Origin of the sequence: Curtobacterium sp. 9128 (assembly GCF_007673775.1) — a bacterium.
Taxonomy (GTDB): Bacteria; Actinomycetota; Actinomycetes; order Actinomycetales; family Microbacteriaceae; genus Curtobacterium.
The window spans coordinates 281,267-306,226 of the sequence record NZ_VEAF01000006.1 but is presented as its reverse complement, the minus strand read 5'-3'; the positions used below and the strand labels follow the sequence as shown (position 1 = coordinate 306,226).

Here is a 24,960-nt window from a genome sequence, read left to right as displayed (position 1 = left end):
TCAAGGGCGGCCTCCTCGTCGGCACCGCCACCATCACCGCCAAGATCAAGTAACACCCCCCGCGCCACGAGCGCACTGCACCACCCAACGGACACAGCACCTCGCACACGCGGGGTGCTGTGTCCGTTCCGCAGTTCCACGCGGCCGCAGCCGGCGTGGCGGGCGCGAGCCGGGCCTCCAGTCCGTCAGCGGACGGCGGTGGTCGTCCCGATGACGGCGAGCAGCCGCAGTCGGTCCGCGCTGACGCTTCCCGGCTCCGCGGTGTGCACGAGCAGGGTGTGCGACTGCTCGGGGTCGTGGAGCACCTGGCAGTGCAGTGTCAGCTCGCCGACCTCGTGGTGCCGGTAGCGCTTGACCTCTCGCGGCCGGATCCCCACCTCGTGCAGCTCCCACACCGTGCGGAACTCCTCGCTCGCGCGGAGCAGCACCTCGGCGAGGTGCGCCGCGCGTGACGTCGGTCCGCGCTGCGCCACGGTCGCCCGGAGCCCGGCGGCGTACATCCGCGACAGGAACGCGTGGTCCTCCTCCGGGTACAGGTCCCGCGCGCCGGGCATCGTGAACCACCGGAAGCCCGAGCTCCGCTCGTCGCCGGAGAACCGCGTGTGGTCCCCCGTCATCGCGATCGACAGCGGGGTCTGGCGCAGCGTCTCGCCGAGCTCGTTGCTCACCTCGGCCGGGGTGTCGACCAGGCTGTCGAGGATGCGCATCATCCCCGGTGAGACGTGGTCGCTGCCCGCCGTCCGCACGGGTGGCTGGTGTCCGGCGAGGCGGAACAGGTGGTCGCGTTCGTCGATCGTCAGCCGCAGTCCCTGCGCGATCGCGGCGAGCATCTGCTCCGACGGCTGCGGCCCCCGCTCGCGTTCGAGCCGCGCGTAGTAGTCGGTGGACATGTTCGCCAGGAGGGCGGCCTCCTCGCGTCGGAGCCCGCTCGTCCGGCGGCGCTGCCCGCGGGGCAGGCCGACGTCCTCCGGCTGCAGGGCGGCTCGGCGGCCACGGAGGAAGTCCGCCAGCGAGGGTCGATCGATCACGCACCCATCCTCGCCCGCTCGGCGCCCCGGAGCCACGGATCGTCAGGCCGTGGATGTCGATCGCGCTCCCGCCCAGGCTGGTGTCGAGCGCCACCGGGGTGCTCGACGACACGAGAGGGCACCGCGATGCCACGGAACACCGACGCGTTCACCATCCCCGACCTGACCGGACGCCGGGCACTCGTCACCGGCGCGAGCGACGGGATCGGCCTCGGGATCGCCACCCGACTCGCCGGTGCGGGTGCCGATGTCGTCCTGCCGGTGCGCAACCGGCGGAAGGGCGACGCGGCCGTCGCCCGCATCCGCGCGGCACACCCGGACGCCGTCGTCACCCTGGAGGACCTCGACCTGTCATCGCTGGCGTCGGTGGCCGCGCTCGGTGAACGTCTCCGGGCGGAGGGCGCGCCGCTGCACATGCTCATCGGCAACGCCGGTGTGATGACGCCGCCGGAGCGCCAGACGACGACGGACGGCTTCGAGCTGCAGTTCGGGACGAACCACCTCGGGCACTTCGCCCTCGTCGGCGCGCTCCTCCCGGTCCTCCGCTCCGGCCGGGCACGCGTGGTGCTGCAGACGAGCGTGGCCGCGCGCCGTGCCTCCATCCCGTGGGACGACCTGCAGTCCGAGCGCTCCTACAACGGTGGTCGTGCGTACGGCGCCTCCAAGCTCGCCGATGCGCTGTTCGCCCTCGAGCTGAGCCGGCGGAGCCGCGCGGCCGGCTGGGGCATCTCGAGCGCGGTGAGCCACCCCGGTGTCGCACCGACGAGCCTGCTCGCCGCCCGCCCCGAGGTCGGCCGGGCGCAGGACACGACGGCGGTCCGGATGATCCGGTGGCTGTCGTCGCACGGCCTGCTCGTCGGCACGGTCGACACGGCCGGGCACCCGGCGCTCCTGGCGGCGACGGACCCGGCGCTCGACGGGGCCTTCACCGGGCCTCGCGGCGCCGGCGGTGTCGGCGGACCGGCTGCGCGCCAGGAGCTGTGGGCGCCGATGCGCAGCACGGCCGACGCGGAACGGCTGTGGTCGGTGTCCGAGGAGCTCACCGGCGTCCGGTTCGCCTGAGCGGCGCCGCGCCGCGGGCGCACGGGGCGCGGGCGCACGGGGCGCGGGCGCACAGCACCGTGCGTCGGACACAGCACCTCGTGATCGCGCGGTGCTGTGTCCGGTCCACGGTTCGCGAGCGACCGGAACCACGCCCCGCCCGGCTCGTGCAACGGCGGCGCCCGTCAGTCGAACGCGGCCAGCGCCCGCGTGAGCATGCCGTGCCCCTGCGCCTCGAACCGGTCGTCCCCCACGGCGTACGCCCACACCGCCGTGCCGATCGCCTCGCGGAGCTGGAGCCAGCGCCAGGTACCGTCGTCGCGGGGGTCTGCGCCGTACCCGTCGAAGAAGGCCCGTTCCAGCTCAGGCTCGTCCTCCCAGTGCAGGACGGCCAGCCGTGTCAGGTCGAACTCGCGAGGACGCATCGCGAACCGTCCGAAGTCGATCATCCGCAGTCGACCGTCCTCGACGATCCAGTTGCGCGGATGCCAGTCGCCGTGCGTCGGGACGAGGGCGACCGGCGTGGGTCGGAACGTCTCCAGCAGCGCGCGGGCGCGGTCCACGTCTGAGGCCGCGATCCGATGCGGAGCGTCGAGCGACGTCAGGGCCCGCGTCATCTCCGCACCGAGGAAGCCGTCGTCGATCGCACTCGCCTGGTCGTGGAACCGACGCAGCAGCGCTCCGGCCTGACGATGGACGTCGGGGTCGTGCTCCGCCGGCGTCCCGAGCGCGAGCTCCCCGGGGACGCGGCCGAGGACGAGCACCCGGTGCTCCTCGTCCGCGGCGATGAGCGCTCCGGTGTCACCGGAGGCGACGAACGGTGCCGTCCAGCCCCGGTGCGCCCGGAGTTCCCGTGGGAAGTGGGAGTTCTCCGGCCCCGCGGCCTTGACCGCCACGTCGCCGCCCGACCACCGCACGTGCAGCACCACCGTGTCGAGGAGTCCCCACGACTCGTTCGACACGACCTCGGCGCCCCGGAGCGTGGCCCGGACGAACGCCGCCTGCTCGACCCCGAGCCCCGTGTCACGCCACCCCATCCGCCGAGGGTACCGGCGACCGACGGCGGCCTGCACCCAGGACGGCGGGACGAGCATGGCGTGATGAACGACCCCATCGTCACGCCGCTCGGCTTCGCGCACGTCCGACTCACCGTCACCGACATCCACCGGAGCAAGGCCTTCTACGAGCAGCTGTTCGGCATGCCGCCCGGCAGCGACTTCAGCGACCAGATCGACGACCCGACCGTCCACGACGACCCCTGGCGCACCTACGGCGGGTGCTCGTTCACGTTCGGCGGCCAGACGCTCGGGCTGCGACCCGTGGCGCGGGCGGGAGACCGGTTCGACCCGGACCGCGTCGGTCTCGACCACGTGTCGTTCCGGGTCGGATCGGTCGACGACCTCCACGCCGCCGTCGCGCGGCTGGACGCCGCCGGCATCGAGCACGGTGCGGTCACCGACCTGCCGCCGTTCGGCCTGGTGATCCTGTCGGTGCAGGACCCCGACGACGTCAACCTGGAGTTCGCCGCCCCGCGGCCCTGACCGCAAGCCCCGACTGGAGGCTCGGTTCGGCTCGGTCGTCCCGCGCCGGGTGCGCGGGGTCACCACCCACGCGGTGTGTCCGATCGGCGCAGCCGTCACCCGGGCGCCCAGGTCGTCCCGAGGGTGCGGAGCGTTCCGTGGGGGTGACACCTCAGGAGGACACATGAGCACGACCTGGTTCATCACCGGCGCCTCGAAGGGCTTCGGCCGCGAGTGGGCCGAGGCAGCGCTGGAGCGCGGCGACTCCGTCGCCGGCACCGCCCGCAACACCGACGACGTCCAGCCGCTCGTCGAGCAGTACCCCGACACCTTCCTCGCGCTGCAGCTCGACGTTACCGACCGTGCCGCGGACTTCGACGCGGTGCAGCGCGCCGCCGAGCACTTCGGCTCCCTCGACGTCGTCGTGAACAACGCCGGCTACGGCCACTTCGGCATGGTCGAGGAGCTCACCGAGGACGAGGTCCGCTCGCAGCTCGAGACCAACCTGTTCGGCGCGCTCTGGGTCACCCAGGCGGCCCTGCCGATCATGCGGAAGCAGGGATCCGGGCACGTCATCCAGGTGTCGAGCATCGGCGGGATCAGCGCGTTCCCGACGGTCGGCGCCTACCACGCGTCGAAGTGGGCGCTCGAGGGCATCTCGCAGTCCCTCGCCCAGGAGGTCGCCGACTTCGGGATCCACGTGACCCTCGTCGAGCCCGGCGGGTTCTCGACCGACTGGTCCGGACCGTCCGCCAAGAAGAGCGAGCCGATCGAGGCCTACGCCGGCGTCCGCGAGGCTGCGTCGAAGCGCCCGTCCGCCGCCGACCCGGGCAAGCCCGAGGCGACCCGGTCCGCGATCCTCAAGGTCGTCGACGCCGAGCAGCCCCCGCTGCGGGTCTTCTTCGGCAAGGCGCCGCTCGGCATCGCGGAGAAGGACTACGAGTCGCGCCTGGCGACCTGGCGCGAGTGGCAGCCCGTGGCGGAAGAGGCGCACGGCGCCTGAGTGCCCGAAGCAGAGCTGGCCACCCGGACATCACGAATGACCGGGTGGCCATTTCTCTGCATTCCGCGCACTCCAGCACCGGGTACGAGCGCCACACCGGCCAGCGGTGCAGCGATCAAGACGTCGTTCCTCTACGACGGCTTTGGCCGGACCGCGGGCACGAAGCAGTCCGGCGATGACGACTGGTCGTGTGTCTTCTACGACGCCCGTGGGCGAACCGTGAAGAGCACCACGTCGGCGTTCAACGGTCAGCCCGGCTCGACGGCGACCACGGCGTTCTCGTCGGACGGCCTCACCACGGTCGTCGCGGACGACAGTGCAACGGGGTCACCGAACGGCTCGAAGATCACGACGACGTCGAACCTGTTGGGACAGGTCGTCAAGTACGTCGACGTGTGGGGGACCACGACGACGACGTCCTACGACCAGGCGGGCCGGGTCACGTCCTCGCTGGCGGTGACGGCGGATGGGGTGCAGCACTCGACGGGGCAGTCGTACGACATGGACTCGAAGGTGACGCAGTTCACCGCGGACGGGAAGGTGGTCGCGGTTCCGACGTACCAGCAAGGTGACGTGGTGTCGGTGGCGTACCCGGGCGGTGCGGGCAACGGCGGCAACGGGTCGTCGGTGGCGGTGTCGAAGGACGGTGCCGGTGCGTTGACGGGGTTGGCGTGGTCGTTCCCGAACAACCAGCCGCAGGTCTCCGACCAGGTGGTCCGGTCGCAGTCCGGTGACGTCCTCAAGGACACCACCGCGCTCGGTGCGACCGTGAACACGTCCGCCTACTCCTACGACACGGCCGGGAGGCTCGTGGCTGCATCGATCCCGCGGCACCAGTTGGCGTACGGGTTCGGCCAGGCGTCGTGCACGCAGTCGGGTGCGGTGGCTGCGGCGGGACGCAACGGGAACCGGACTTCGTCGTCGGATCAGCTGCTGGATGCTGCTGGTGCTCCGGTGGGTGCGGCCACGCAGGTAGCGTCCTGCTACGACGCAGCGGATCGGCTCCTGGGCACCACGGTGACGAACCCGGTGGCGGGGGCGACGCCGGTGAACCAGTCCCTGACCGGTGCGCAGCTGGCCTACGACGCGCACGGGAACACGACGACGTTGGCGGACGAGACGCTCGTGTACGACGGGCAGGACCGGCACGTGCAGACGGCTCTGATGGACGGGTCGAAGGTGTCCTACGTGCGGGACGCGTCGAACCGGATCGTGCAGCGCACCGAGCAGGCGCCGGACGGCACGAAGACGGTGACCCGGTACGGGTTCACCGGTGACGGGGACACCCCCGACTTCGTCTACGACGGCAGCTCGAAGTTGACCGAGTGGGACCTCCCGCTCGCCGGCGGGGTCACGGTGGAGTACCGGAGTGCTGCGGCGGTGTGGTCGTACCCGAACATCCACGGTGACGTCGTCGCGACCGCGGACGCTGCCGGGCAGCTCGCGAGCTCGACACTGCCGGTGTACGACCCGTTCGGACAGATCATGGACCAGACCACCGGACTCTTCGGGACGACCGCGGCGAACCAAGCCGGGCCGGACACCCAGCAGGGCAACGCGGACTACGGCTGGTTGGGGCAGCATCAGAAGCTGACCGAACACCTGGGCTCGATCGCCACGATCGAGATGGGTGCCCGCCAGTACGTCGCAGCCCTCGGACGATTCCTGCAGGTCGATCCGGTCGAAGGCGGCACCGACAACGCCTACGCCTACGTCAACGACCCCGTCAACGCCTTCGACATCACTGGAGAATCCGGAAGAAAGAAGCAAAACTGGCTCATGTCAGCGGCATAATCGCTGACTGATAGCAAGGCTGCACAAGTGCTATTCTTTGCGTGCGGATTCATTCCTGTTGCGGCTGTCACAGTCGGATGTGGCGTTCTGCAAACGGCCGCCTACGCTGTTCAAGGACGCTACGGCGAAGCGGCGGTCGCGGCGATAGGTATCGTCCCAGGCTTGCGACTTGCAAAGTCGCTCGAGAGAGCAGGCAAATCAGTCATTCGCGCTGGCATGCGCTCGGCGGTGAAGGCGAAGCGGGCGATACCGAGCTATCGGGTCAGAGCGCACGTGAGGGCTGTGAACTATCACTCGAATGCCGCCAGCTGGGCTATCGTTTCAGGGGCATCGAATTGGGCTACCTCGCAAAAAAGCGTGAAGAGATGGAGGCTACGATGACAAAGCTACAATCCCATATTCATCGCGTGCCTGGAACACGAATCGGGCCGATCTTCATAGCTCTAGTTTTCGTTCTCATATTCGGGGGAAGCCTGTTTGCCTCAATCCTGAACTTTGGTTGGAGCTTAACTCAACTGTGTATTCTCCTCGGTCTCGCAATGTGGATCCTTCGAGCTTGCAGGATGGGGCTTTTCCTCTCTGAAGAGGGGATTGTGATTCGGTCATGGTTGTTCACGCGGACGTACAGATATAATCGTGTTGGTGGATTCAACACGGAAGGGTACAGCGGAACACTCAACGCCTTCACGCAACTTTCAATCGACCCTTTTTATCGATACACGCGGATGCTTACCTTGCGAGTCGATGGGCGGTGGAGAGAATTCCCGTCGACCATCTGCTCGGTACCGACCGCGAAAAGGGTTAGGGCTGAGATAGATAGTCGAGTCCAAGAGCACCAGAAGTCTCGCCGCTGCTAGCTGCTTCGACGGAGAATGGCCGAGCGAGTCACCACGGCGGATAGCGAGCCGGTCGCGATAGGCCCGATAACGACACCGGCACGGCCGTCGTGCTATTCCCGGTCTGCTGTTCAGGCCACAGTCCAATGAAGACCGAGCTGAACGCCGAAAATGTACCTTATGTCAGTATTGCGACCTCAGCGGAGGGAGCGGGTGGAAGAAGTATGGTGGGGGCGGGTCCAAGTACATCAAGTACATACGGGTCAGGCGGGGCAGCAAGGGGGTGCAAACGCAGGTGTACTACACAAAGAAGGGGTTTTGGCGCGGGTACTCCGTCGGCCAGGCGATTGCGGGCGATCCCTCCACCAATCTGACCGTGAACTTTGATCTGAGTGGAGGTCGTATGTGGAAGGATTACAAGAATATCCTCAAACATGCCTCGGGGACGAAGGGCGAGGATATGGAAATGCAGCTGGTCTGCCATGAAGTTGGCGCGCCGCGAATTGCGCAGCTCAACAGGTCAAGCAACTTCGGTCAGAGCCGCACCCGGATGGTTCGCCGGGCAGGTGGTCGGCGGTGCATACTCATACCGAGTCGGTGCATACTCATACCGAGTCACGAGGAACGCGCCGACTCGCTGTGAAGCGAGGAGGCGCCGGTAGGGGCAATCTTCATGAGGCGTTTCAGCTCGGCACTCTTGCTCGCAGCGGTCGTTTTCGCTGTTCTCGCCATCGCGGGTTCGCCGTTGCCGCCGCTCTATTCGCGGATCGGTGGACTCATCCCACTCGAGGAGACGCAGCGGCAACTGCAAGCCTGGTCTACTGCTGGAGGGTTCATCCGGTACGCGTATTCAACGTGGATCTGGGCAGCGGGTGCTGTTGCCCTTTCCAGCGGTGGCGTCCTGGCCCGTCATGCTCCGCTTGTTCGACATCTTCTCGAGGTGCGCCCGATTGCCGCGCGCATCCTCACGCCCCTCGCCGTGTTGGTTCCTGCGCTCCTGGTCTGTTCTGTTCCGCCGCTGGTACTCGCCGCCGGCGGTTTCCCGCAATCCAACTACTTGAGGCAGGACTGGTCACTCAGTGACGTCATCGTGTACGCAGCAGTTCCCTGGATCATCACGCTGATGGCTTTCGGAACATACGCGACGGGCATCCCCGCCGCGGTGAGAGCTTCTGGGTCCAGGTGGATGAGATGACTGTCACCACCAAGCCCGACGTCGGCGTCGACGACTGGGTGGCGACTCTTCATTCCGCGGTTCAGTGCCGGATCTGGGCCGACCGTCGGGAACGGTGCCGCGTTGACCACACCCCGTTGGGGAAGGAACAGGAACGTGGAGGCTTGGAAGATCGGCGAATTGCGCGTGGCCAGGGTGATATGTCTTCGCAGGATCCGTGCGGAGAATCGACGGATACTGAGGCCTCTACTCCACGGCGAAGGGCACTTCGGATCACTTGGCCCGCGACACACGACGCCGATGGAAGCGAGGTCTGATGAACACCGTGGTGATAATCATCGTAGCGGCGGCCGTTTCGCTGCTGATCTTGACGAGGTCAGGTACGCGTCGGTAGCTGCGAGCCAGGTGCACGCGAACAGACTGGGCCAAGTCCCTCGCGAAAGCTGATCCTTCGGCGGACCTCGGGCCGTCAGCATCGATCAAGCTCTACATCACCACCTCGGGGCCGTACTCACCAGGGTACGTGGCATTGATTCCCGTCGACGAACCGACCGGGCATGTCTTTGTTGCGATTGCCGATCCCGATTCGAGAGCGGCTTTGCCGAGGGAAATGGGTCCCGACGGGGTGGAAGCGTCGCATGTAGCATCGTACGTTGCCGAGTGGGGCTTACGAGGAATCAATGAACAGTCCTATCGGGATGCAGTTCTCGCTCGGCACTTCCGCAACGTTCTGACCGATTCGCGAGACTTGAGTCGGCAGCCGCCCTCACTTGCCATGTCAGGAACCGGATCATGGAGCGCACCGAACAGCATTGCGACTACCGCATCGAAACGGCGGCACCAATTGACCGTCGAAGATGGCGAAGGGGTTCGCGATCGATGGTGATCTGGTGAGAGTCGTCATCGCACTGATGCTGGCGGCGTTTGCACTGGTGGGCATCTTCGGGGATGGTCTGGGTCCAGCTCTGGTGGTCCTTTGGCTGGTACTCGTGGTACTTGCGCTCGTGTTGGGGCGGCGGCCGCGTGAGGAGGATGGGGACGCGAGGACCATACGCCGCTATCGCAGGAGCGCATGACGTCGTGGGTCTTTGTGCCGATCCTTGGTGCGCTGGTCATCTTGATCGCCGCCCACCATTGACGAATCGGCAGTGTCGCGCCGATCTGCAACAGCGCTTCTTCCTCGCCGCGGCGCCGAACAGGCGGCGTGAGCGAACACAGTCGGCTCATTGCCAGGGCACTCTCATTTGCGTGCAGGTTTGTCCCGGTGCTCGGCATGCGTCAGGATGCGCCGTCGTGAACGCTGCCGCCGCCGCGCCCCAGGGCCGTTACACGGAGGCTGATCGGACCGCGATCGGTGCAATCGGAACATCATTCGCTTCCAAGGCCCTTGTGCAGGCCCATCACGCCGCGAGGGCGGACCCTGCCGTCGCCGCAGGACGACACGTCGATCGACCGCGCGCCCGCATGTTTCGATCGACGACAGGACTCGCTCGACGCGCCTGTCGGCTCGGGCGGGGTGTCGGAAGCACCATCGGATCAGTGAAGAAGGAGTGGGCTCATGGTCAGTATCATCGATACCATGGGCACAGTTCACGGAGGTGGGCTCGATCAAGACCGATTGCGTCAAGATCCCCGTCAATGGCGGCTTTCGACTGGTATCAGCTGCAGCGGGAGTCGTGATCCTCACGCTTTCAAGCCTGATCTCCTGGCGCTCGGGTCATGATTCTGGGCCCCGCATCGCCTTCGCGTTGCTTGCACTGATGGCCGCCCTGATCCTCGTTCGGATCCCCTTCTTGAGCATCTGGGTAGATCGCGATCGGCGCATGCTTTTCGAGCGAGGATGGGTCCGAGTCAAAGAACATTCACTGGACGGTGAGCTGAGAGTTGAGCGTGTTGCATACCAGGGTGCACTCGACTTTGGATATTCGCGCGGTTACTTCAGTGTGATTGCCATCACTCGAGGAGCCAGTGATGACGAGGATGACGACGGCATACTCTGGACGCTGGGCGGCTCGAGCGTTGTGCAGCGATCAGTCGTACGAATCACTCAAGAGATCGACAGAATCGGGACTCGTGAGTAGCGGTGGTGATCGCACTGGGATTCGCGCGGCCAATCTGCGAGCGGGCGGGGGTTCAGCAGTCGTTGAACCTCGGGGTTTCGAGGGACCGCGTGCGCAGAGGCAAGTGTGAAAGACCTCCTTCGGCAGTTCTGTCGTACGGTGATCGAGCGAAACATGTCAGGACGTCGCTGTGATGGAGCAGCACCAAGAACCGCTGAGGCGCCAGCAGGAGTCGACCGTCTGGCTTCTGTCCTGTGAGGGCCCCGCGGACCCGGACGGGCAGACCGATTTCGAATGTGTTGCGTTCATCGGTGTCTTCACCACGGAAGAGGGCGCCCTCCGTGCCGAACAGGAAGTCCGAAAGGATCGCGACATGCAGACGTACGTCGACGCGTACCTCGTCGACGAACTGAACTGGGTGACGGAGTTCACCGTCGAATGACCACGACATGGCTCCTCGTACATCAATCGACGACCGCGCCCGACGAGGTCGTCATCTCGAAGACGATCGGGTTCTTCCAGACGCGGGAGAAGGCGGAGGCTGCGATCGTCCGGCTCTGCGAGTTGCGCAGCTACCAGCGCGACCGGCTGGGGTTCCGCCTGTACGAGCTCCCGGTCGACCGTCTCCTGGACCGGGCGTTGTCCGATGACATCGTCTTCGGACCCAGGTGGCTCCGAGATCCGTCCGACCAGTGATGCGGGGCGACTTCCCGCCAGGGGCTCCCGTACGGGATGATCGCGACATGACCGAGACGACGAGCGGCGAGACCTACCCACGGGGTGCCCGGACACTTCGTCGTCGCTTGCGGCAGACCTCGTGTTCCGCCTGCGGGCACCCTTGGGAGGAGCACCCGGGAGCTCCGACCAACGACGCGATGGTGTGCTCCGAATGCACGTACGAGGTCGAACACGGGGAACTCCCGGCCGACGCCGAGCTCTGTCGTGCTTCCGTGCCGAAGGAACTGTTCCGGCGTCCGGTTGGGGAACCGGAGCAACCGAGGACCTGGCGAGACCGCCTGGCGTCAGTGGGCGCCCGCGTCGTCGAGACGATCTTCGATGCGCTGAGTTGAGCCTCGCGACGAGCGGGCTGAACCGGGAGGAACGCCGGTGACGGGGACGCACGAGCTGGGATGGCCCGACGAGATCCCGTTCGTCGGGGTCCCTGCGACCGCGCAGGGGTTCGTCACGACCGAGTTCCTGCACTACGGCGTCGAGCGGGACTGGGTGACGCGGAAGGAAGCCGATCGCTGGCTCCGCGAGAACGCGCACCCGACCGGTTCGAACGCGTTGATCGAGATCGAGCGTCGGTGGGCCGTGCTCATCCTGGTGGAGATCCTCCGTCGGTGGGATCGACTCGACCGGCCGGTCGACCTGGCTCGCAGCATCCCGAGTCTGTTCGCGACGGACGCAGTTCCGGAGATCGGGCGTCTCCGCACGGAACGGACGCGCAAGGTGCAGAAGGCGATCATCCTGGTGGCCGAGGAGTACGGGATCGACGTCGAGGTGGCAAAGCCGACGCGCCGATCTCGAGGCGGATGACGTCGCCCCGCACCTCGCGTCAGGAGATGATGTTGACCGCGCGGGAGATCACGAGCGCCAGCAGGATGAACCCGCCGATGGACTGGTAGGCCATGATCATCTTCGCGCGGACGCTCAGCGGCATGGTGTCCGTCGGCGAGAAGGCCACCATGTTCGTCAGCGCCACGTAGAGGTAGTCGAGGTACACCGGGCGCCACGCGTCGCTCCGGGGGTCCGCCTCCTGAGGAAACTGGAAGTCGGCCTCCGCGGTCTTCCACAGTCCGGGGCGCCGGCGGGCGACGGGACCACCCCGGTCGAGCTCCCAGTACACGAGCGCGAACGCGATGATGCTGCTCACCCAGACCTGCAGGGCGGTCAGCAGCACGACGGAGCCGTTCGCGTGGCCGTCGAGGAGCAGGACGATCGTCCGGACGACGGTGACCTGGTTCGCCAGGGTGAGCATGATCGCCAGGGCGAACGACAGCCACCGCGACCAGGTGGCCTCGCGGGACAGCCGGCGCGGGTTGAACACGATCAGCGGTGTGAGCAGCAGGACCCCGAGCAGGGGGACCACCCACGACGGCAACAACAGCACCTGCTGGGGGAGCAGCAGCGCGAGCGCGAGGTTCACCAGGATCGCGAGGGCGACCGGCAGCCGCCGCTCGTGCGGGTGTCGGGCCGTGGACGGGGTCACGCGCCGAGTGTAGAGGCGGGTTCCTGCGGATCGACGGGCAGGTACGAGAACGACCCGCGGCACACCACGACGGTCCGTGTGGCCTCCCTGCCAGAGCCAGGCGGTCGTAGGCTCGGGGCATGGACTCCTCCGAGGTGGACGAGCGCGACAGCGCCTGGGAGGACCAGCACCCCCGCTTCCGCGTGTACCTGCAGGAACGCGACGGCGACGGGTTCGTCACGGAGACCCACGACCTGACGGGCGCCGACGCCCTGCAGGCGATCGACTGGGCGCAGCGGGAGGCGGCAGCGCGCCCCGACGCGGTGTGGGCGCTCGCGCTCGTCGGGCGGGACGACCGCGGGTTGCGGGGACTGACGTGGCTGGTCGGGATGGACGCGAACGACCCGCCGTCCGACCAGCACGAGGTGGACGTGCTCGCCCGGATGGCGGCTCGGCAGCGGGGGACCGTCGGCGTGCCGTCGCGCGACCACTGGAGGCCCGGCTCGGCTCCGGCAGTCGTGCACGCCAATCCCTGGTTCACCGTCACCGAGACGGTCGACGACGCGGAACGGAGCTGGTTCCGCGTGCGGTCCCCGGACAGCGTGATCGTCGCGGCGTCGGTGGAGGGTCGCCTCGTCTTCGTGCGCGGCATCCGCGACACGACCGGTCCCGAGCCCCGCCACGAGTTGCCGTCCGGTGCCGTCGACCCCGGCGACGCGTCCGCCGCGCACGCAGCAGCGCGGGAACTCGCCGAGGAGACCGGTGCCGTGTGCGGCGAGCTCGTCGAGATCGGGAGCTTCGTCGCGGCGCCGGGGATCTCCGACGTCCGCACGCGGGTGTTCGTCGGGACCGTCGAGCGGTGGACGGACACGGCGCTCGAGCCGGGCGAGGCGTGGACGACGGTCGAACTCGATGCGGCCGAGATCGACGCCGCGATCGCGGCAGGACAGGTCACCGACGGGGCCACCCTCGCCGCGCTGCACGTGCTCGGGCGGCGGTGAGCCGCGCCGCCGGACCAGGCACGCCGGTCCGGCGGAGGCGAGCCGTGCCTCCAGGCCGGACCGCGCGGTCGTGACCGGTCAGGCGGCGGTGAGCTGGGCCTCCGACCGGTCCGCCTGTGCGTCGTCACGGAGCATGCGGTCCGCGGTGCGGAGCGACAGCGCCATGATCGTCAGGGCGGGGTTGGCGATGAGCGAGCTCGGGAAGACCGAGTTGTCGACGACCCACATGTTCGGCACGTCCCACGACCGGCCGGCCGCGTCGACGACCGAGTTCGACGGGTCGGTTCCCATGCGCGCGGTCCCGACGGTGTGTGCGGTGCGGTCGAGGACCCGCACGTCGCGGCCACCGGCCGCCTCCACGATCGCGGTCATCGTGCGGACCGCGTGCCGGGTGATGGCCTCCTCGTTGGCGCCGGGCGAGAACGAGACGCGCGCCTTCGGCATCCCGTTCGCGTCGAGTTCGTCGGTGAGCACGAGGCGGTTGTCGTCGTACGGCAGGCACTCGGCGTTGATCCCGACCCCGGCCATCTTCGGGTAGTCGCGGAGGGCGCGGACGAGCTCGGCGCCGCGGAGGCCGCCACCGCGCACCATCGAGGTGGCGAGCGTGAGGGGCTGGACCCCGAGACTCTGGATCAGGTACCCGCCGGCGAAGTCGGCGTCGGTCGGGCGGATGAAGTCCTCGGTGATGATCGACGACGGGTACCCGCGGTAGGACCGCATCGACTCGTCGAACGTCGCCCACACCTGGGTGGCGCCGTGCGCGGTGAAGTTCCGGCCGACCTGGCCGCTGCTGTTCGCCAGCCCGGTGTGCAGGAGGAGCCGCGGGGTCTCGATGCCGCCGGCTGCGAGCACGAGGGACCGGGTCCGCTGCCGGTGGTCGCGACCGCCCTGGCGGTAGACGACCGCCTCGACGCGTCCACGGGCGTCGAGCTCGATGCCGTGCACGAAGGCGTCTGCCCGGATCTCGGCGCCGAAGGCCACGGCTGCCGGCAGGTAGGTGGTGTCCATGGACACCTTCGCGCCGTTCCGGCAGCCCTGGTGGCAGGACCCGCACGCCACGCACGCCTGGCGGAGGCCGTGGTGCTCCTGCATCCGGTCTTCGGTCGTCAGACCGACGGGAGCGTCGGTCGCGGTGATGCCGACGGCTGCGGCGCCGCGCATCATCATGTCCGAGGAGGCGTTGCGGGCTGCCGGGCGCATCCGGTACCGGCGCGACGGGTCCCACGGGTAGTGCTCGGGACCGGCGACGCCGATGTCGTGCTCGGCCTGCTCGATCCACCGGGTGAGCTCGGCGTGGTCGATCGGCCAGTCCTCGCCCTGCCCGGAGTCGGTGCGGAGGCGGATGTCGTGCTGGTTCGGCCGGGGGGTGAAGGCACCCCAGTGCAGCGTCGACCCGCCGACGCCGGTGCCGCTGTTGTTCGGCCCGAACGCGGTCGGGGCGTTGCCGCCGCTGATGCGCTCGTCCATCCAGTTGATGTCCCCGGGTGACTCGACCTCGTCCGGGGTGAACTGCTCCGGGTCGCGGTTGCTGCCGGCCTCGATGGCGACGACGCGGAGACCCTTGCGGGCCAGGCTCGCGAGCAGGGGCGCACCGCCGGCCCCGGTGCCGACGACGACGGCGTCGACGATCTCGTCCTCGTCGTAGCGGCGCTGGTCGTCGAGCTTCATCGGGTGCCTCCGGTCGGTTCCCATGCTTCGCGTTCGCCGGCGCCGAGCAGCGTGAAGCCCTGCTTCCGGATGCCGTCACCGCCGTTCGCGAAGCCGTCGTAGTCGATGTCCGCCATCGTGGCGGGGTGAGCGGCCCACTGCTTGACCAGGTCGACGCAGGCGTCCTCGGCCCACGCGGTGAGCTGGCCGGCGTCGAACGGTCCCGCCGTGGGCGTGTGGTCACCGGCGGTGACGTCGTCGAGCACGGCACGGAGGTGGTCGTCGCCACGCGCTGCGTCGGCTTCGAGCGCGTCGAGTCCGGCGCGGTAGGCGTCGGCGTCGGCGGGGAGCCCGTCCGGGCGCCAGCCGTCCCCGAGCCCGGCGGCGAGCTGCGCGTCGACCCGGAGCGCGATGTCGACCGGGCGGTCGTCGGGCTGCGGGACCACGACGCGACCGATGGCCCGGAGCGTGGTCAGCTGGACCGGGGTGAGGACCTCCGGCGCCGCGTCGGGGTCGTCGGGCAGCGCGCGCTCGGCGAGGATGCCCCGCGTGCGAGCGCTGACGCGCGGCGACGCGATCACGCGGGCCATCGACGACGGCACGACGGGTCCACGGTCGACGCGGTGGTCCCAGAAGGCGCGGATGCGGTCCGCGACGGCGTCGGGCTGCTCCCAGGGGAGCATGTGCGCGGCGTCCGGCACGACGTCGAAGGTGCCGTTCGGCCAGTGCGGCAGATTCAGGGTCTGCTGCGCCTCGGGACCGAGGTCGCCGTCGTCGGCGCCGGCGAGGACGAGTGCCGGGACCGGGTTCGGGCCGAACGTCGTCGACCAGTCCTCGCGGCTGCCGCGGAGGAGCCACGCACGCCAGGCTCCGGGGTCAGCGCGCTGGACGTCGTGCACCGCCATCTCGTGCGACTCCGGCGGGAGAACGGACGCGACGTTCGCCTCGATGAAGGTCTCGGCGTCCTGCGGGCCGATCGGGCCGTCGGCCGCCCAGCCGAGCATCGACTGCCGGCGGTCCTCGGCCATCGGCTCGGGGGACAGCGGCGAGGCGGCGAGCAGGACGACGGCTCGGAGGCCGAACAGCCCGTTCGAGCCGTCGATCGTCCGGGATGCGACCACGGACGCGACCTTGCCGCCCATCGAGTGCCCGATGAGCACCCATTCGGTGGCGCCGCTCTGGCCGATCACGCGCTCCACCTGGACGGCCATCTCCTCGACGGTGGTGCCGGTCGCTGCTGAGGAGCGCCCGAAGCCGGGCAGGTCGATGCCGGTGAGGTCGAGCGTCCCCGCGAGACGGGCGCGGAGCGTCGCGAACTCCTCGGAGCTGGACCCGAGGGCGTGCAGGCAGAACGCGGTGGCCGTCATGCTTCGTTTGTACGGCCCGGGTCCGCGCGGTTCCCAGGCCGGTGTACCCCCGACCGTGCTCGTCGGTCTGCACCACTCGGTCACGGCATGCCGGGGTGCCCCTCCGGCGTCACCCAGGTCAGCGTCGAGACGACCTGACGCCCGGTCGACTCCGCGTTCGCCAGTGAGGCCGCGTTGTCCGGGTGGATGTGACCCCAGAGGACGTCGTCCGGCGCTGCCGGCAGCGCATCGGCCAGGCGCTGCATGGTCGCGGTCCCGAGTCCCTGCCCGCGGTGCGCGTCGTCGAGGACGATCTCCTGCACGGCGAACCCGGTCATCCCGTACGCGTCGTCGCGCTCCGCGGCCACGATGCCGGCCGGGACGCCGTCCACCGTCACGGCGAACAGCAGTCCCTCGTCGGCGGCGGACTCCAGGCCGTCGGCGTCGCTCGGCGCGGCCCATTCGTCGAGTTCCGGGCGCGCTCGTCGGATGCCGGCGTACAGCGTGGCGGCGTGTTCCGCGGCGGCGTCGGGTGTCGTCGGGACGAGCTCCACGTCGGCGGAGCGGGCGGACCGCGGGTGGACGCGCATGTCCTGCACCCGGCCGGCGACCACGAGCTGGTCGGGCCGGACGTCGGGACCGCCGCCGCCGGCGGCGGCGCCCAGACGGTCCCCGGGCGGGCGGACGTGGCTCCGCCGGTCCCCGGGCAGGTGCACCCGGAGGCAGAGCGGGGCGAAGGCCGCGTAGTGCTCCATCAGCGCAGCCAGCCGTCCGAGCCCGTCGGCGTCGGGCGTGGCGGTGGTCGCGATGACGTCCACGAACGGCTTCGTCACGTCCCGCCCGCGGAACCGGATGCCGGCGACCGCCCAGCCGCCGTCCGACAGCTCGACGCGCCGGTTCGCCCACGCGAGCGGATCGGCGACGGGCAACTGCACCGCGTCCCGGACGGTGGCTCCCCAGGCGGCGTCACCGACCAGGGACAGGTCGGGCTCGACCCAGTCGGCGACGTCGGCCTCCCACCGCGGGTTCCACTGCCGGACGACGGGCGGGACCCACGCGGCGAGGGCTTCCAGGACATCAGTGTTCCTCATCATCGTGAGCCTAGGAGGTCCCCGGGACGACGGACAAGGCGCGGCGCCGGTCAATCGACACCTGTCGCGCGTAGGTTCGGCCCATGAGTGCAGAGCTGACGCTCGGCGCCGAGGAAGAGCTGCACCTCATCGACCTCGAGTCCGGCCGACTTTCCGCGAAGGCCCCGCGCCTTCTGCCCAAACTGCCCGCAGACCGCTTCGGCGCCGAACTCCAGCGCACGACGATCGAGACGAACACCCCGGTGGTGACGACCCTCGACGACCTCCGCCGGGTGATCGTCGACCTGCGCCAGGAGCTGACCGGCGCGATCGCCTCGGCCGGTGTCACCATCGCCGCAGCCGGGACGGCACCCCGGTCCGAGTACGCCGACTTCGAGCTGACGTCCGGCGGCCGGTACGGACGCATGCAGGAGCAGTACCGCATGCTCGTCGACGAACAGCTCATCTGCGGCCTGCAGGTGCACGTCGGCGTGAGCGACCGCGACCTCGCGGTGGAGATCGCCCAGCGCGTGGCCCCGACGCTGCCCGTGCTGCTCGCGCTGAGCGCCTCGAGTCCGTTCTGGAACGGCCAGGACACCGGGTACGCGTCCTTCCGGAGCATCATCTGGCAGCGCTGGCCGTCCGCCGGCAGCTTCGGCCGGGTGGAGAGCGCCGCCGAGTACGACCGGGTGCTCGAGGACCTCATCGCATCCGGGGTGATCGCGGACAAGAAGATGGCGTACTTCGACGTGCGGCCGTCCTCGCACGCGCCGACCCTCGAGCTCCGGGTCTGCGACGCGACGCCCGTGGTGGACGATGCGGTGCTGATCGCGGGTCTGTTCCGCGCCGTCGTCCGCAGGGCCGAGAAGGCCGTCGAGTCCGGCGCCGAGTGGCGTCCCCGGAGCGAACCGCTGCACCGTGCCGCGATGTGGCAGGCGGCCCGCAGTGGCCTGAGCGGCGAACTGCTCGGCCTCGGCGAGCACCCGGAGCGCCTCCCCGCCGAGGTCGCGGCGCGCCAGCTGGTCTCCCGCCTGCGCCCGGAGCTCGAGGAGCTCGGCGACTGGGGCACCGTCGCGGCGCTGCTCGAGGACACCCTGGCGCGCGGCACCTCCACCGACCGGCAGCGCACCGCGTACGCCGAGCGGGGTGACCTCGACGACGTGGTCGCCCAGGTGGTGGCGGACACCGCGGGCACCCCGTCCGGCCGCGCCGAACACCCCGCGATCGTGATCCCCGGCTACCGGGTCCGCGCCGGTGACGAGGCGGTCGGGCCCGGAGCACGTCCCCGCCCGGCCTTCCGTGACCTGGCGGCGTTCTTCCGCGGCTGGGACGCCGACACCACGGTCGAGCACTGCGCCGCACGGGACGTCTGGACCCGCGAACACGAGGTCGGGTTCGTCGTCGACGGCGGCGTGCAGGTCTTCGGCTGCGACCTGGTCCCGCGGACCGTCAGCGCGTACGAGTGGACGCAGCTGGAAGCGGGACTCGCCCAGCGGGCCCGCGCGATCGAGCTGTTCCTCCGCGACGCCTACGGGGAGCGGCGGATCGTCACCGACGGCGCCATGGACGAGTCGGACTTCGTCGGGGCGAACGGCTGGGACCCCGCCGCCTGCCGGCTCCCCGCCGACGCCGTGCGCGCCTCGGTGATCGGGTTCGACCTGATCCGCAACGAGTTCGGCGGCTGGCGCGTGCTCGAGGACAACGTCCGCTCGCCCTCGGGTGTCGCGTACGGCCTCGCCCTCCGCGAGATGATGGACGACGTCGTCCCGGATGCGCCGCGACCGGAGCTGCTGCGGGACCCGCACACCGTCCTGGACCGCCTGCGGGACACCCTCCTGGTGAACGCGACCGCCGTGACCGGTGCGCCCGACCCGGTGCTGGCCCTGGTGTCCGACGGCCCCGCCTCCGGAGCCTGGTACGAGCACCGTCGGCTCGCCGAGGGCTGCGGGATGCGACTGGTGTCCGAGGCCGACATCGACGTCCGCGACGGCCAGGTGGTCGAGACCGCGACGGGCGACGTCCTGCACGCGCTCTACCTGCGCATCGACCGCGACGTCAGCGCCCTGCGCACCGACACGCAGCCGGACCTCGGTGCCCGGATCCTCGACGCGGCTGCCGCCGGCACCGTCCACCTCGCCAACGCCCCCGGGAACGCGCTGGTCGACGACAAGGCGATGTACGTCACCGTGCCCGACCTGATCTGGTACTACCTCGAGGAGAAGCCCCTGCTCGAGTCCGTCCCGACCTACCGCACGCAGATCGAGGGGGAGCGGCTGAGCGTGCTTGACCGCGTCGGGGAGCTCGTGACGAAGCCCGTCGACGGCGAGGGCGGACGGGGCGTGCTGATCGGCCCGAGCGCGAGCGCCGCCGAGGTCGCGGAACGCCGTCGTGCGATCGCCGCCGACCCGGCCGCCTGGGTCGGGCAGGAGGTCGTGCAGCTGTCCTCGCACCCGACCATCGGGGCCGCCGGCCTCGACCCGAGGCACGTCGACCTCCGGGCCTTCGTGTACGTCACCGGCACCGGCCCCGACGACGTCCACCTGGCCGACGTCGCGCTGACCCGGGTGGCCCCGGAGGGCAGCATGGTCGTCAACTCCTCGCGGGGCGGCGGTGCCAAGGACACCTGGATCATCGGTACCGGCGGGTCGCGCTGATGTGCGGGCTCGCGGGGGAGATCCGCTTCGACGGCACCGCCCCCGACGTCGGGGCCGTCGCCCGGATGACCGGGTGCCTGGTGCACCGCGGTCCTGACGGCGACGGCCTCTGGGCCCGCGGTCCGGTCGCGCTCGGACACCGGCGGCTGTCGATCGTCGACCTCTCGACCGCGGGGGCGCAACCGATGGTCGTCGCGCGGCTCGGGTTGACGATCGCCTACAACGGCATGGTCTACAACTACCGGCAGCTCCGCGAGGAGCTGCACGGCAAGGGCCACCGCTTCGACTCGACGTCGGACACCGAGGTGATCGTCGCCGCGTACGCCGAGTGGGGCACCGCGTTCGTCGAGCACCTCGTCGGGATGTTCGCGATCGCGATCTGGGAGCACGCGAGCGGCCGCCTGGTCCTCGCGCGGGACCGACTCGGCATCAAACCGCTGTACGTCGCCGAGGTCCCCGGCGGCCTGCGGTTCGCGAGCTCGCTCCCGGCCGTCCTCGCCGGCGGCGGTGTCGACACCTCGGTCGACCCCGTCGCGTTCGCGTCGTACATGACCTTCCACTCGATCGTCCCCGCACCCCGCACGATCCTGTCCGGCGTCGGCAAGCTCCCACCCGCGACCGTGCGGGTGGTCGAACCGTCCGGGACCTGGCAGGACACCGTCTACTGGGAGCCGCGCTTCGAACGCGACCCGGACCGCGCCGACTGGTCGGACCAGGACTGGCAGCAGGCCTTCACGGCCTCGCTCCGCACCGCGGTCGAACGCCGCATGGTCGCCGACGTCCCGGTCGGCGTGCTGCTCTCCGGCGGCATCGACTCCTCGCTCGTGGTCGCGCTGCTGGCCGAGGCCGGGCAGCGGGACCTCGCGACGTTCAGCATCGGGTTCGAGTCCGCCGGCGGGGAGTCCGGCGACGAGTTCGCGTACTCCGACGAGGTCGCCCGGCACTTCGGCACCGACCACCACCGCATCCGCATCCCGTCCTCCCGCCTGCTCGACGGCATCGACGGCGCGGTCGCGGCGATGAGCGAACCGATGGTCAGCCACGACTGCGTCGCCTTCTGGCTCCTGTCGCAGGAGGTGTCACAGCACGTCAAGGTCGTGCAGTCCGGGCAGGGCGCGGACGAGGTCCTCGGCGGCTACAGCTGGTACCCACCGCTCGCCGACGTCCCGCGCGACCAGGCGGCGGAGACGTACCGCTCGGTGTTCATGGACCGCCGCTGGCCGGCACTGCAGGGACTCCTCGGCGAGCGGTGGCGGAGCGACGACGACACCCCGTCGGCGTTCGTCGACGCCGAGTTCGCCCGTCCGGGCGCGCAGACGAGCGTGGACGCCGCGCTCCGGAGCGACACCACGATCATGCTCGTCGACGACCCGGTGAAGCGCGTCGACAACATGACGATGGCGTGGGGCCTCGAGGCCCGCGTCCCCTTCCTCGACCACGAGTTCGTCGAGTTCGCGGGGACCGTCCCGCCCGAGCAGAAGCTGTCGGACGGCGGGAAGGGCATCATGAAACGCGCTGCCCGCGGGATCGTCCCCGACGCCGTGATCGACCGGCGGAAGGGGTACTTCCCCGTGCCGGCGATCCGGCAGCTGGCCGGCCCGTACCTGGAGCGCGTCCGCGACGCGCTGCACGCCCCGGAGGCGCGGGAACGCGGGCTCTTCGACGCAGGGGAGGTCGAGCGGATGCTGCAGGACCCGAACGGCACACGGACCGAGATCGGCGCCAACGCGCTCTGGCAGCTCGGCCTGATCGAGATGTGGCTGCAGCGCCAGGGGGTGCGGTGAACCGCCCGGGAGGTTCGGCGCCGGTCGACGCGTCGGCACCGGTCACGCAGGCGGCCCGCACCAGGGCCGCGGTCGACCTGGGCTCGCAGCTCACCGCGGCCTGGGGATCGTGGGGACCCACCATGACGCGGAACGCCCGCCGGGTCGCCTTCGTCAGTGACCGACACGGCACCCCCGAGGTGTTCGTGCAGGACGTCGTCGTCGACGGGGACCCGCCGGAGCCGGTCCGCATCCGCCTGTCCGACGACCCGGTCATCCGGGTGACGTGGTCCTCCGACGGGGAGTGGCTCGCCGTCGCCATCGCGACCGACGGGGGCGTGAAGCAGCAGGTCTGGGTCGTCCGCCCCGACGGCAGCGACGCCGCCCAGATCGCCGGGTCCCGCCACCAGCACGCCGAGCTCGGACCGTGGAGCCGCAGCGGGCACCGCGTCGTCATCACCCTCCCGTCGACCGAGCCCGACCAGCCGGCACGCGCCCACCTCGTCGACCCGGTGTCCGGCGACCGCGACGACCTGGCGGTCGGGGACCTCATCCACATCCTCGACCTGTCGGTGGAGGAGCGGCTCGTGGTCCTCCGCGACGGAGCGCGCGGCCACGAGTTCGTCGTCGTCGTCGACCGCCTCACCGACGAGGACCACCCGCTGCTCATCGACGCACCGGACGGCTCCGCCGAGATCGCCTTCCTGCGGCCGTCCCCGGCGAGCGAGACGAGCCCGCTCGTCGCCTACGTCGCCACCGAGGCCGGCCTGCCCCGTCGCGGACTCGTCGCCCAGCCCGTCGGGCCCCACGGGTGGCGCGGGCAGGCGCGGCAGATCGCCGACCGGGACGACGCCGAGCTCGAGTTCCTCGACGCCGACGACGCCGGCCGGACGCTGCTGCTCGGCTGGAACGTCGACGGCCGCAGCGAGCTCGAACTCATCAACACGCACGTCGCCTCGCGCACGCCGGTGCCGGACCTCCCCGGGCACGTCGTGACCGACCCGGTGCTGAGCCGCGACGGGCGGAGCGTCATCCTCGCCGTCGAGGGGCCGACCCGTCCGCGGGAACTCTGGCGTCTCGACACCAACGCGCTCACCTGGAGCCGGGTCACCGCCGTGCCGGAACTGCCGGCCGTACCGCTGGTGCAGCCGACCCTCGAGCGCTTCACCGCACGGGACGGGCTGGAGCTCACCGGGTGGCTGTACCGGGCGACCTCGCCGACCAGCTCGCCCGCCGGTGGTGTCCCGAGCACCGGACCCGAGCCTCCGTCCCGAGCCGCGATGCTGCACCTGCACGGCGGACCGGAGTCGCAGGAGCGGCCGACGTTCTCCCCGCAGCACCAGGCGCTCGCTGCAGCGGGGATCACCGTCTTCGCACCGAACATCCGCGGTTCGAGCGGCTCCGGGCGGGAGTTCGTGCACGCCGACGACCTCGCCCTCCGGTGGAACGCGCTCGCCGACGTGGTGGACTGCGCACGGTTCCTCGTGACGAACGGCCACGCGGACCGTGGGAGCGTGGCGGTCGAGGGCCGGTCCTACGGCGGGTACGCGACCCTCGCGTCCCTCGCCTTCACGCCCGACGTCTTCGCGGCCGGGGTCGCCGTGTGCGGCATGAGCGACTTCGCGACGTTCTACCGGGACACCGAGCCGTGGATCGCCGCCGCCGCCGCGACGAAGTACGGGCACCCCGTCGAGGACGCCGCGCTGCTCGACGCCCTGTCCCCGATGCGGGCGATCGACGACGTCACGGCCCCGTTGCTCGTCGTGCACGGCGAGCTCGACACGAACGTGCCGATCGGCGAGGCGCACCAGGTCGTCGACGCGCTGCGGGCCCGCTCGCACGACGTGACGTACCTGGAGCTCGCGGGTGAGGGCCACGAGTACCGGCGAGCGGACTCGCGCGAGCTGCTCGTCGGGACGATGGTGACGTTCCTGGCCTCGCGCCTCGGTGTCCAGGGCTGACACCGCCCTCGCCGGTGTCCGCCCCCGTGGGACGGCGCACGGACGACCGTGCCGAGGTTCGGGTCAGCGGCACGGTCGCCCTGATCCTCCGGGCCCGGACTCCTTCGGAGCCCCCCGTACGGGGGATTGGTCGGATCTGCGGACGGTCTAGATCGCGATGGCGCCGAGGACGCGGTGCGCGATCGAGACGGACTCGCCGGAGACCACCGAGCGCGGCGAGGAGAGGAACGTGACCAGGTCGGCGATCTGCTCCGGGCTGGACTCGCCGCCGGCCCCGGCCTGCACGGTGGCAGACGGGTGGTCGGTCACCGAGCCGGGGTTCACGACGTTCACCGTGACGCCCGAGCCGGCGACCTCGTCGGCGAGGTTCTTCGCGATGACGTTCACCGCGGTGTTCCGGAGGGACGCGGTGATGTTGCCCGACAGGTAGGCGTTCTGCCCGCTGATCACGACCACGCGACCGAACCCGGCCTCCCGCTGCCCGGGGAGCACGGCGTTGGCGACGCGCAGGAAGCCGAGGGCCTTGCCGTCGATCGCCGCGGCGACCTGGTCGGGGTCGGACTTCTTCGCGGGGTCCAGGGTGCCGGCGCTCGGAGCCGCCGTGACGACGAGCACGTCGATCCGCCCGTGCTGCGCGAGCACGGCGGCGACACCGGCGTCGACCGAGGCCTGGTCCGCGGTGTCCATCGCGATCCCGTCGTCGTCCGCGGCGGAGCGGGACGCGACCACGACGGTCGCTCCCTCCGCGCGGAGCTGCGCGGCGACGGCGGCACCGATGTACCCCCTGCCTCCGACGACGAGGGCGACACGGTCTGCGAGTTGGAGGTCCACACCGCCACGCTAGCCGTCGCCCGACCGGTTCACCCACCCT

20 protein-coding genes are annotated in these 24,960 nt (G+C 70.2%); 13 read left to right on the top strand and 7 right to left on the bottom strand.

Going from position 1 to position 24,960, the window contains the following annotated elements:
* Positions 1 to 185: 185 nt before the first annotated feature.
* A complete protein-coding gene (locus FS641_RS14990; RefSeq protein WP_144765203.1) occupies positions 186 to 1,028 on the bottom strand; it encodes a helix-turn-helix transcriptional regulator in 843 nt (280 codons plus the stop codon).
* Positions 1,029 to 1,154: 126 nt separating this feature from the next.
* On the opposite strand from FS641_RS14990, the gene FS641_RS14985 reads away from it, so the two are divergent.
* Positions 1,155 to 2,090, top strand: coding sequence for an SDR family oxidoreductase (locus FS641_RS14985; protein WP_144765201.1), 936 nt, complete (start codon positions 1,155 to 1,157; stop codon positions 2,088 to 2,090).
* A gap of 164 nt (positions 2,091 to 2,254) precedes the next feature.
* Here FS641_RS14985 and FS641_RS14980 read toward each other — a convergent pair whose 3' ends face one another.
* Complete coding sequence (locus FS641_RS14980; protein WP_144765199.1) at positions 2,255 to 3,106, bottom strand: aminoglycoside phosphotransferase family protein; 852 nt, start codon at positions 3,104 to 3,106, stop codon at positions 2,255 to 2,257.
* A 63-nt stretch (positions 3,107 to 3,169) separates the two neighbouring features.
* Between FS641_RS14980 and FS641_RS14975 the strand changes: the two genes are divergently transcribed.
* The 8 genes from FS641_RS14975 (at position 3,170) to FS641_RS14940 (ending at position 11,995) form a co-directional block, all read left to right on the top strand.
* Positions 3,170 to 3,610 carry a VOC family protein gene (locus tag FS641_RS14975; protein ID WP_144765197.1) on the top strand — a complete coding sequence of 147 codons (441 nt, stop codon included), beginning with the start codon at positions 3,170 to 3,172 and terminating at the stop codon, positions 3,608 to 3,610.
* 163 nt (positions 3,611 to 3,773) lie between these two features.
* Positions 3,774 to 4,592, top strand: a complete 819-nt coding sequence (locus FS641_RS14970; protein WP_144765195.1) for an SDR family oxidoreductase — start codon at positions 3,774 to 3,776, stop codon at positions 4,590 to 4,592.
* Positions 4,593 to 4,811: 219 nt separating this feature from the next.
* Positions 4,812 to 6,386 carry an RHS repeat-associated core domain-containing protein gene (locus tag FS641_RS14965; RefSeq protein WP_144765193.1) on the top strand — a complete coding sequence of 525 codons (1,575 nt, stop codon included), beginning with the start codon at positions 4,812 to 4,814 and terminating at the stop codon, positions 6,384 to 6,386.
* A gap of 1,509 nt (positions 6,387 to 7,895) precedes the next feature.
* Entirely contained in the window at positions 7,896 to 8,417 is a 522-nt protein-coding gene (locus FS641_RS14960; protein WP_144765191.1) for a hypothetical protein, read from the top strand.
* Between the two features lie 1,577 nt (positions 8,418 to 9,994).
* A complete protein-coding gene (locus FS641_RS14955) occupies positions 9,995 to 10,477 on the top strand; it encodes a hypothetical protein (protein ID WP_144765189.1) in 483 nt (160 codons plus the stop codon).
* A 169-nt stretch (positions 10,478 to 10,646) separates the two neighbouring features.
* Positions 10,647 to 10,898: a hypothetical protein gene (locus FS641_RS14950; RefSeq protein ID WP_144765187.1), complete on the top strand. Its 252-nt coding sequence runs from the start codon at positions 10,647 to 10,649 to the stop codon at positions 10,896 to 10,898.
* Positions 10,895 to 11,152 carry a hypothetical protein gene (locus FS641_RS14945; protein WP_144765185.1) on the top strand — a complete coding sequence of 86 codons (258 nt, stop codon included), beginning with the start codon at positions 10,895 to 10,897 and terminating at the stop codon, positions 11,150 to 11,152. Before FS641_RS14950 ends, FS641_RS14945 begins: the two co-directional genes overlap by 4 nt.
* 411 nt (positions 11,153 to 11,563) lie before the next feature.
* Positions 11,564 to 11,995: a hypothetical protein gene (locus FS641_RS14940; RefSeq protein WP_144765183.1), complete on the top strand. Its 432-nt coding sequence runs from the start codon at positions 11,564 to 11,566 to the stop codon at positions 11,993 to 11,995.
* A gap of 19 nt (positions 11,996 to 12,014) precedes the next feature.
* Here FS641_RS14940 and FS641_RS14935 read toward each other — a convergent pair whose 3' ends face one another.
* Positions 12,015 to 12,668, bottom strand: coding sequence for a DUF1345 domain-containing protein (locus tag FS641_RS14935; RefSeq protein WP_260855854.1), 654 nt, complete (start codon positions 12,666 to 12,668; stop codon positions 12,015 to 12,017).
* A 119-nt stretch (positions 12,669 to 12,787) separates the two neighbouring features.
* On the opposite strand from FS641_RS14935, the gene FS641_RS14930 reads away from it, so the two are divergent.
* Complete coding sequence (locus tag FS641_RS14930) at positions 12,788 to 13,648, top strand: NUDIX domain-containing protein (protein WP_144765181.1); 861 nt, start codon at positions 12,788 to 12,790, stop codon at positions 13,646 to 13,648.
* A gap of 78 nt (positions 13,649 to 13,726) precedes the next feature.
* On the opposite strand, the gene FS641_RS14925 is transcribed toward FS641_RS14930, so the two are convergent.
* From FS641_RS14925 to FS641_RS14915, 3 genes are all read right to left on the bottom strand, one after another.
* Positions 13,727 to 15,316 (bottom strand): GMC family oxidoreductase, encoded by a 1,590-nt coding sequence (locus FS641_RS14925; RefSeq protein WP_144765179.1) that lies wholly within the window; start codon positions 15,314 to 15,316, stop codon positions 13,727 to 13,729.
* Positions 15,313 to 16,662, bottom strand: a complete 1,350-nt coding sequence (locus FS641_RS14920) for an alpha/beta hydrolase (RefSeq protein ID WP_144765177.1) — start codon at positions 16,660 to 16,662, stop codon at positions 15,313 to 15,315. The genes FS641_RS14925 and FS641_RS14920 overlap by 4 nt, the downstream gene beginning before the upstream one ends.
* 80 nt (positions 16,663 to 16,742) lie before the next feature.
* Complete coding sequence (locus tag FS641_RS14915; protein WP_144765175.1) at positions 16,743 to 17,732, bottom strand: GNAT family N-acetyltransferase; 990 nt, start codon at positions 17,730 to 17,732, stop codon at positions 16,743 to 16,745.
* An 83-nt stretch (positions 17,733 to 17,815) separates the two neighbouring features.
* Between FS641_RS14915 and FS641_RS14910 the strand changes: the two genes are divergently transcribed.
* From FS641_RS14910 to FS641_RS14900, 3 genes are read left to right on the top strand one after another with little or no spacing between them, the layout of a single operon-like run.
* Positions 17,816 to 20,365, top strand: a complete 2,550-nt coding sequence (locus tag FS641_RS14910) for a carboxylate--amine ligase/circularly permuted type 2 ATP-grasp protein (RefSeq protein WP_144765173.1) — start codon at positions 17,816 to 17,818, stop codon at positions 20,363 to 20,365.
* A complete protein-coding gene (locus FS641_RS14905; protein ID WP_144765171.1) occupies positions 20,365 to 22,149 on the top strand; it encodes an N-acetylglutaminylglutamine amidotransferase in 1,785 nt (594 codons plus the stop codon). The genes FS641_RS14910 and FS641_RS14905 overlap by 1 nt, the downstream gene beginning before the upstream one ends.
* Positions 22,146 to 24,089 carry a prolyl oligopeptidase family serine peptidase gene (locus FS641_RS14900; protein WP_260855853.1) on the top strand — a complete coding sequence of 648 codons (1,944 nt, stop codon included), beginning with the start codon at positions 22,146 to 22,148 and terminating at the stop codon, positions 24,087 to 24,089. Before FS641_RS14905 ends, FS641_RS14900 begins: the two co-directional genes overlap by 4 nt.
* Before the next feature lie 147 nt (positions 24,090 to 24,236).
* Here the strand turns inward: FS641_RS14900 and FS641_RS14895 are convergent, their stop codons facing one another.
* Positions 24,237 to 24,920 (bottom strand): SDR family NAD(P)-dependent oxidoreductase, encoded by a 684-nt coding sequence (locus FS641_RS14895; RefSeq protein ID WP_144765167.1) that lies wholly within the window; start codon positions 24,918 to 24,920, stop codon positions 24,237 to 24,239.
* Positions 24,921 to 24,960: the final 40 nt, after the last annotated feature.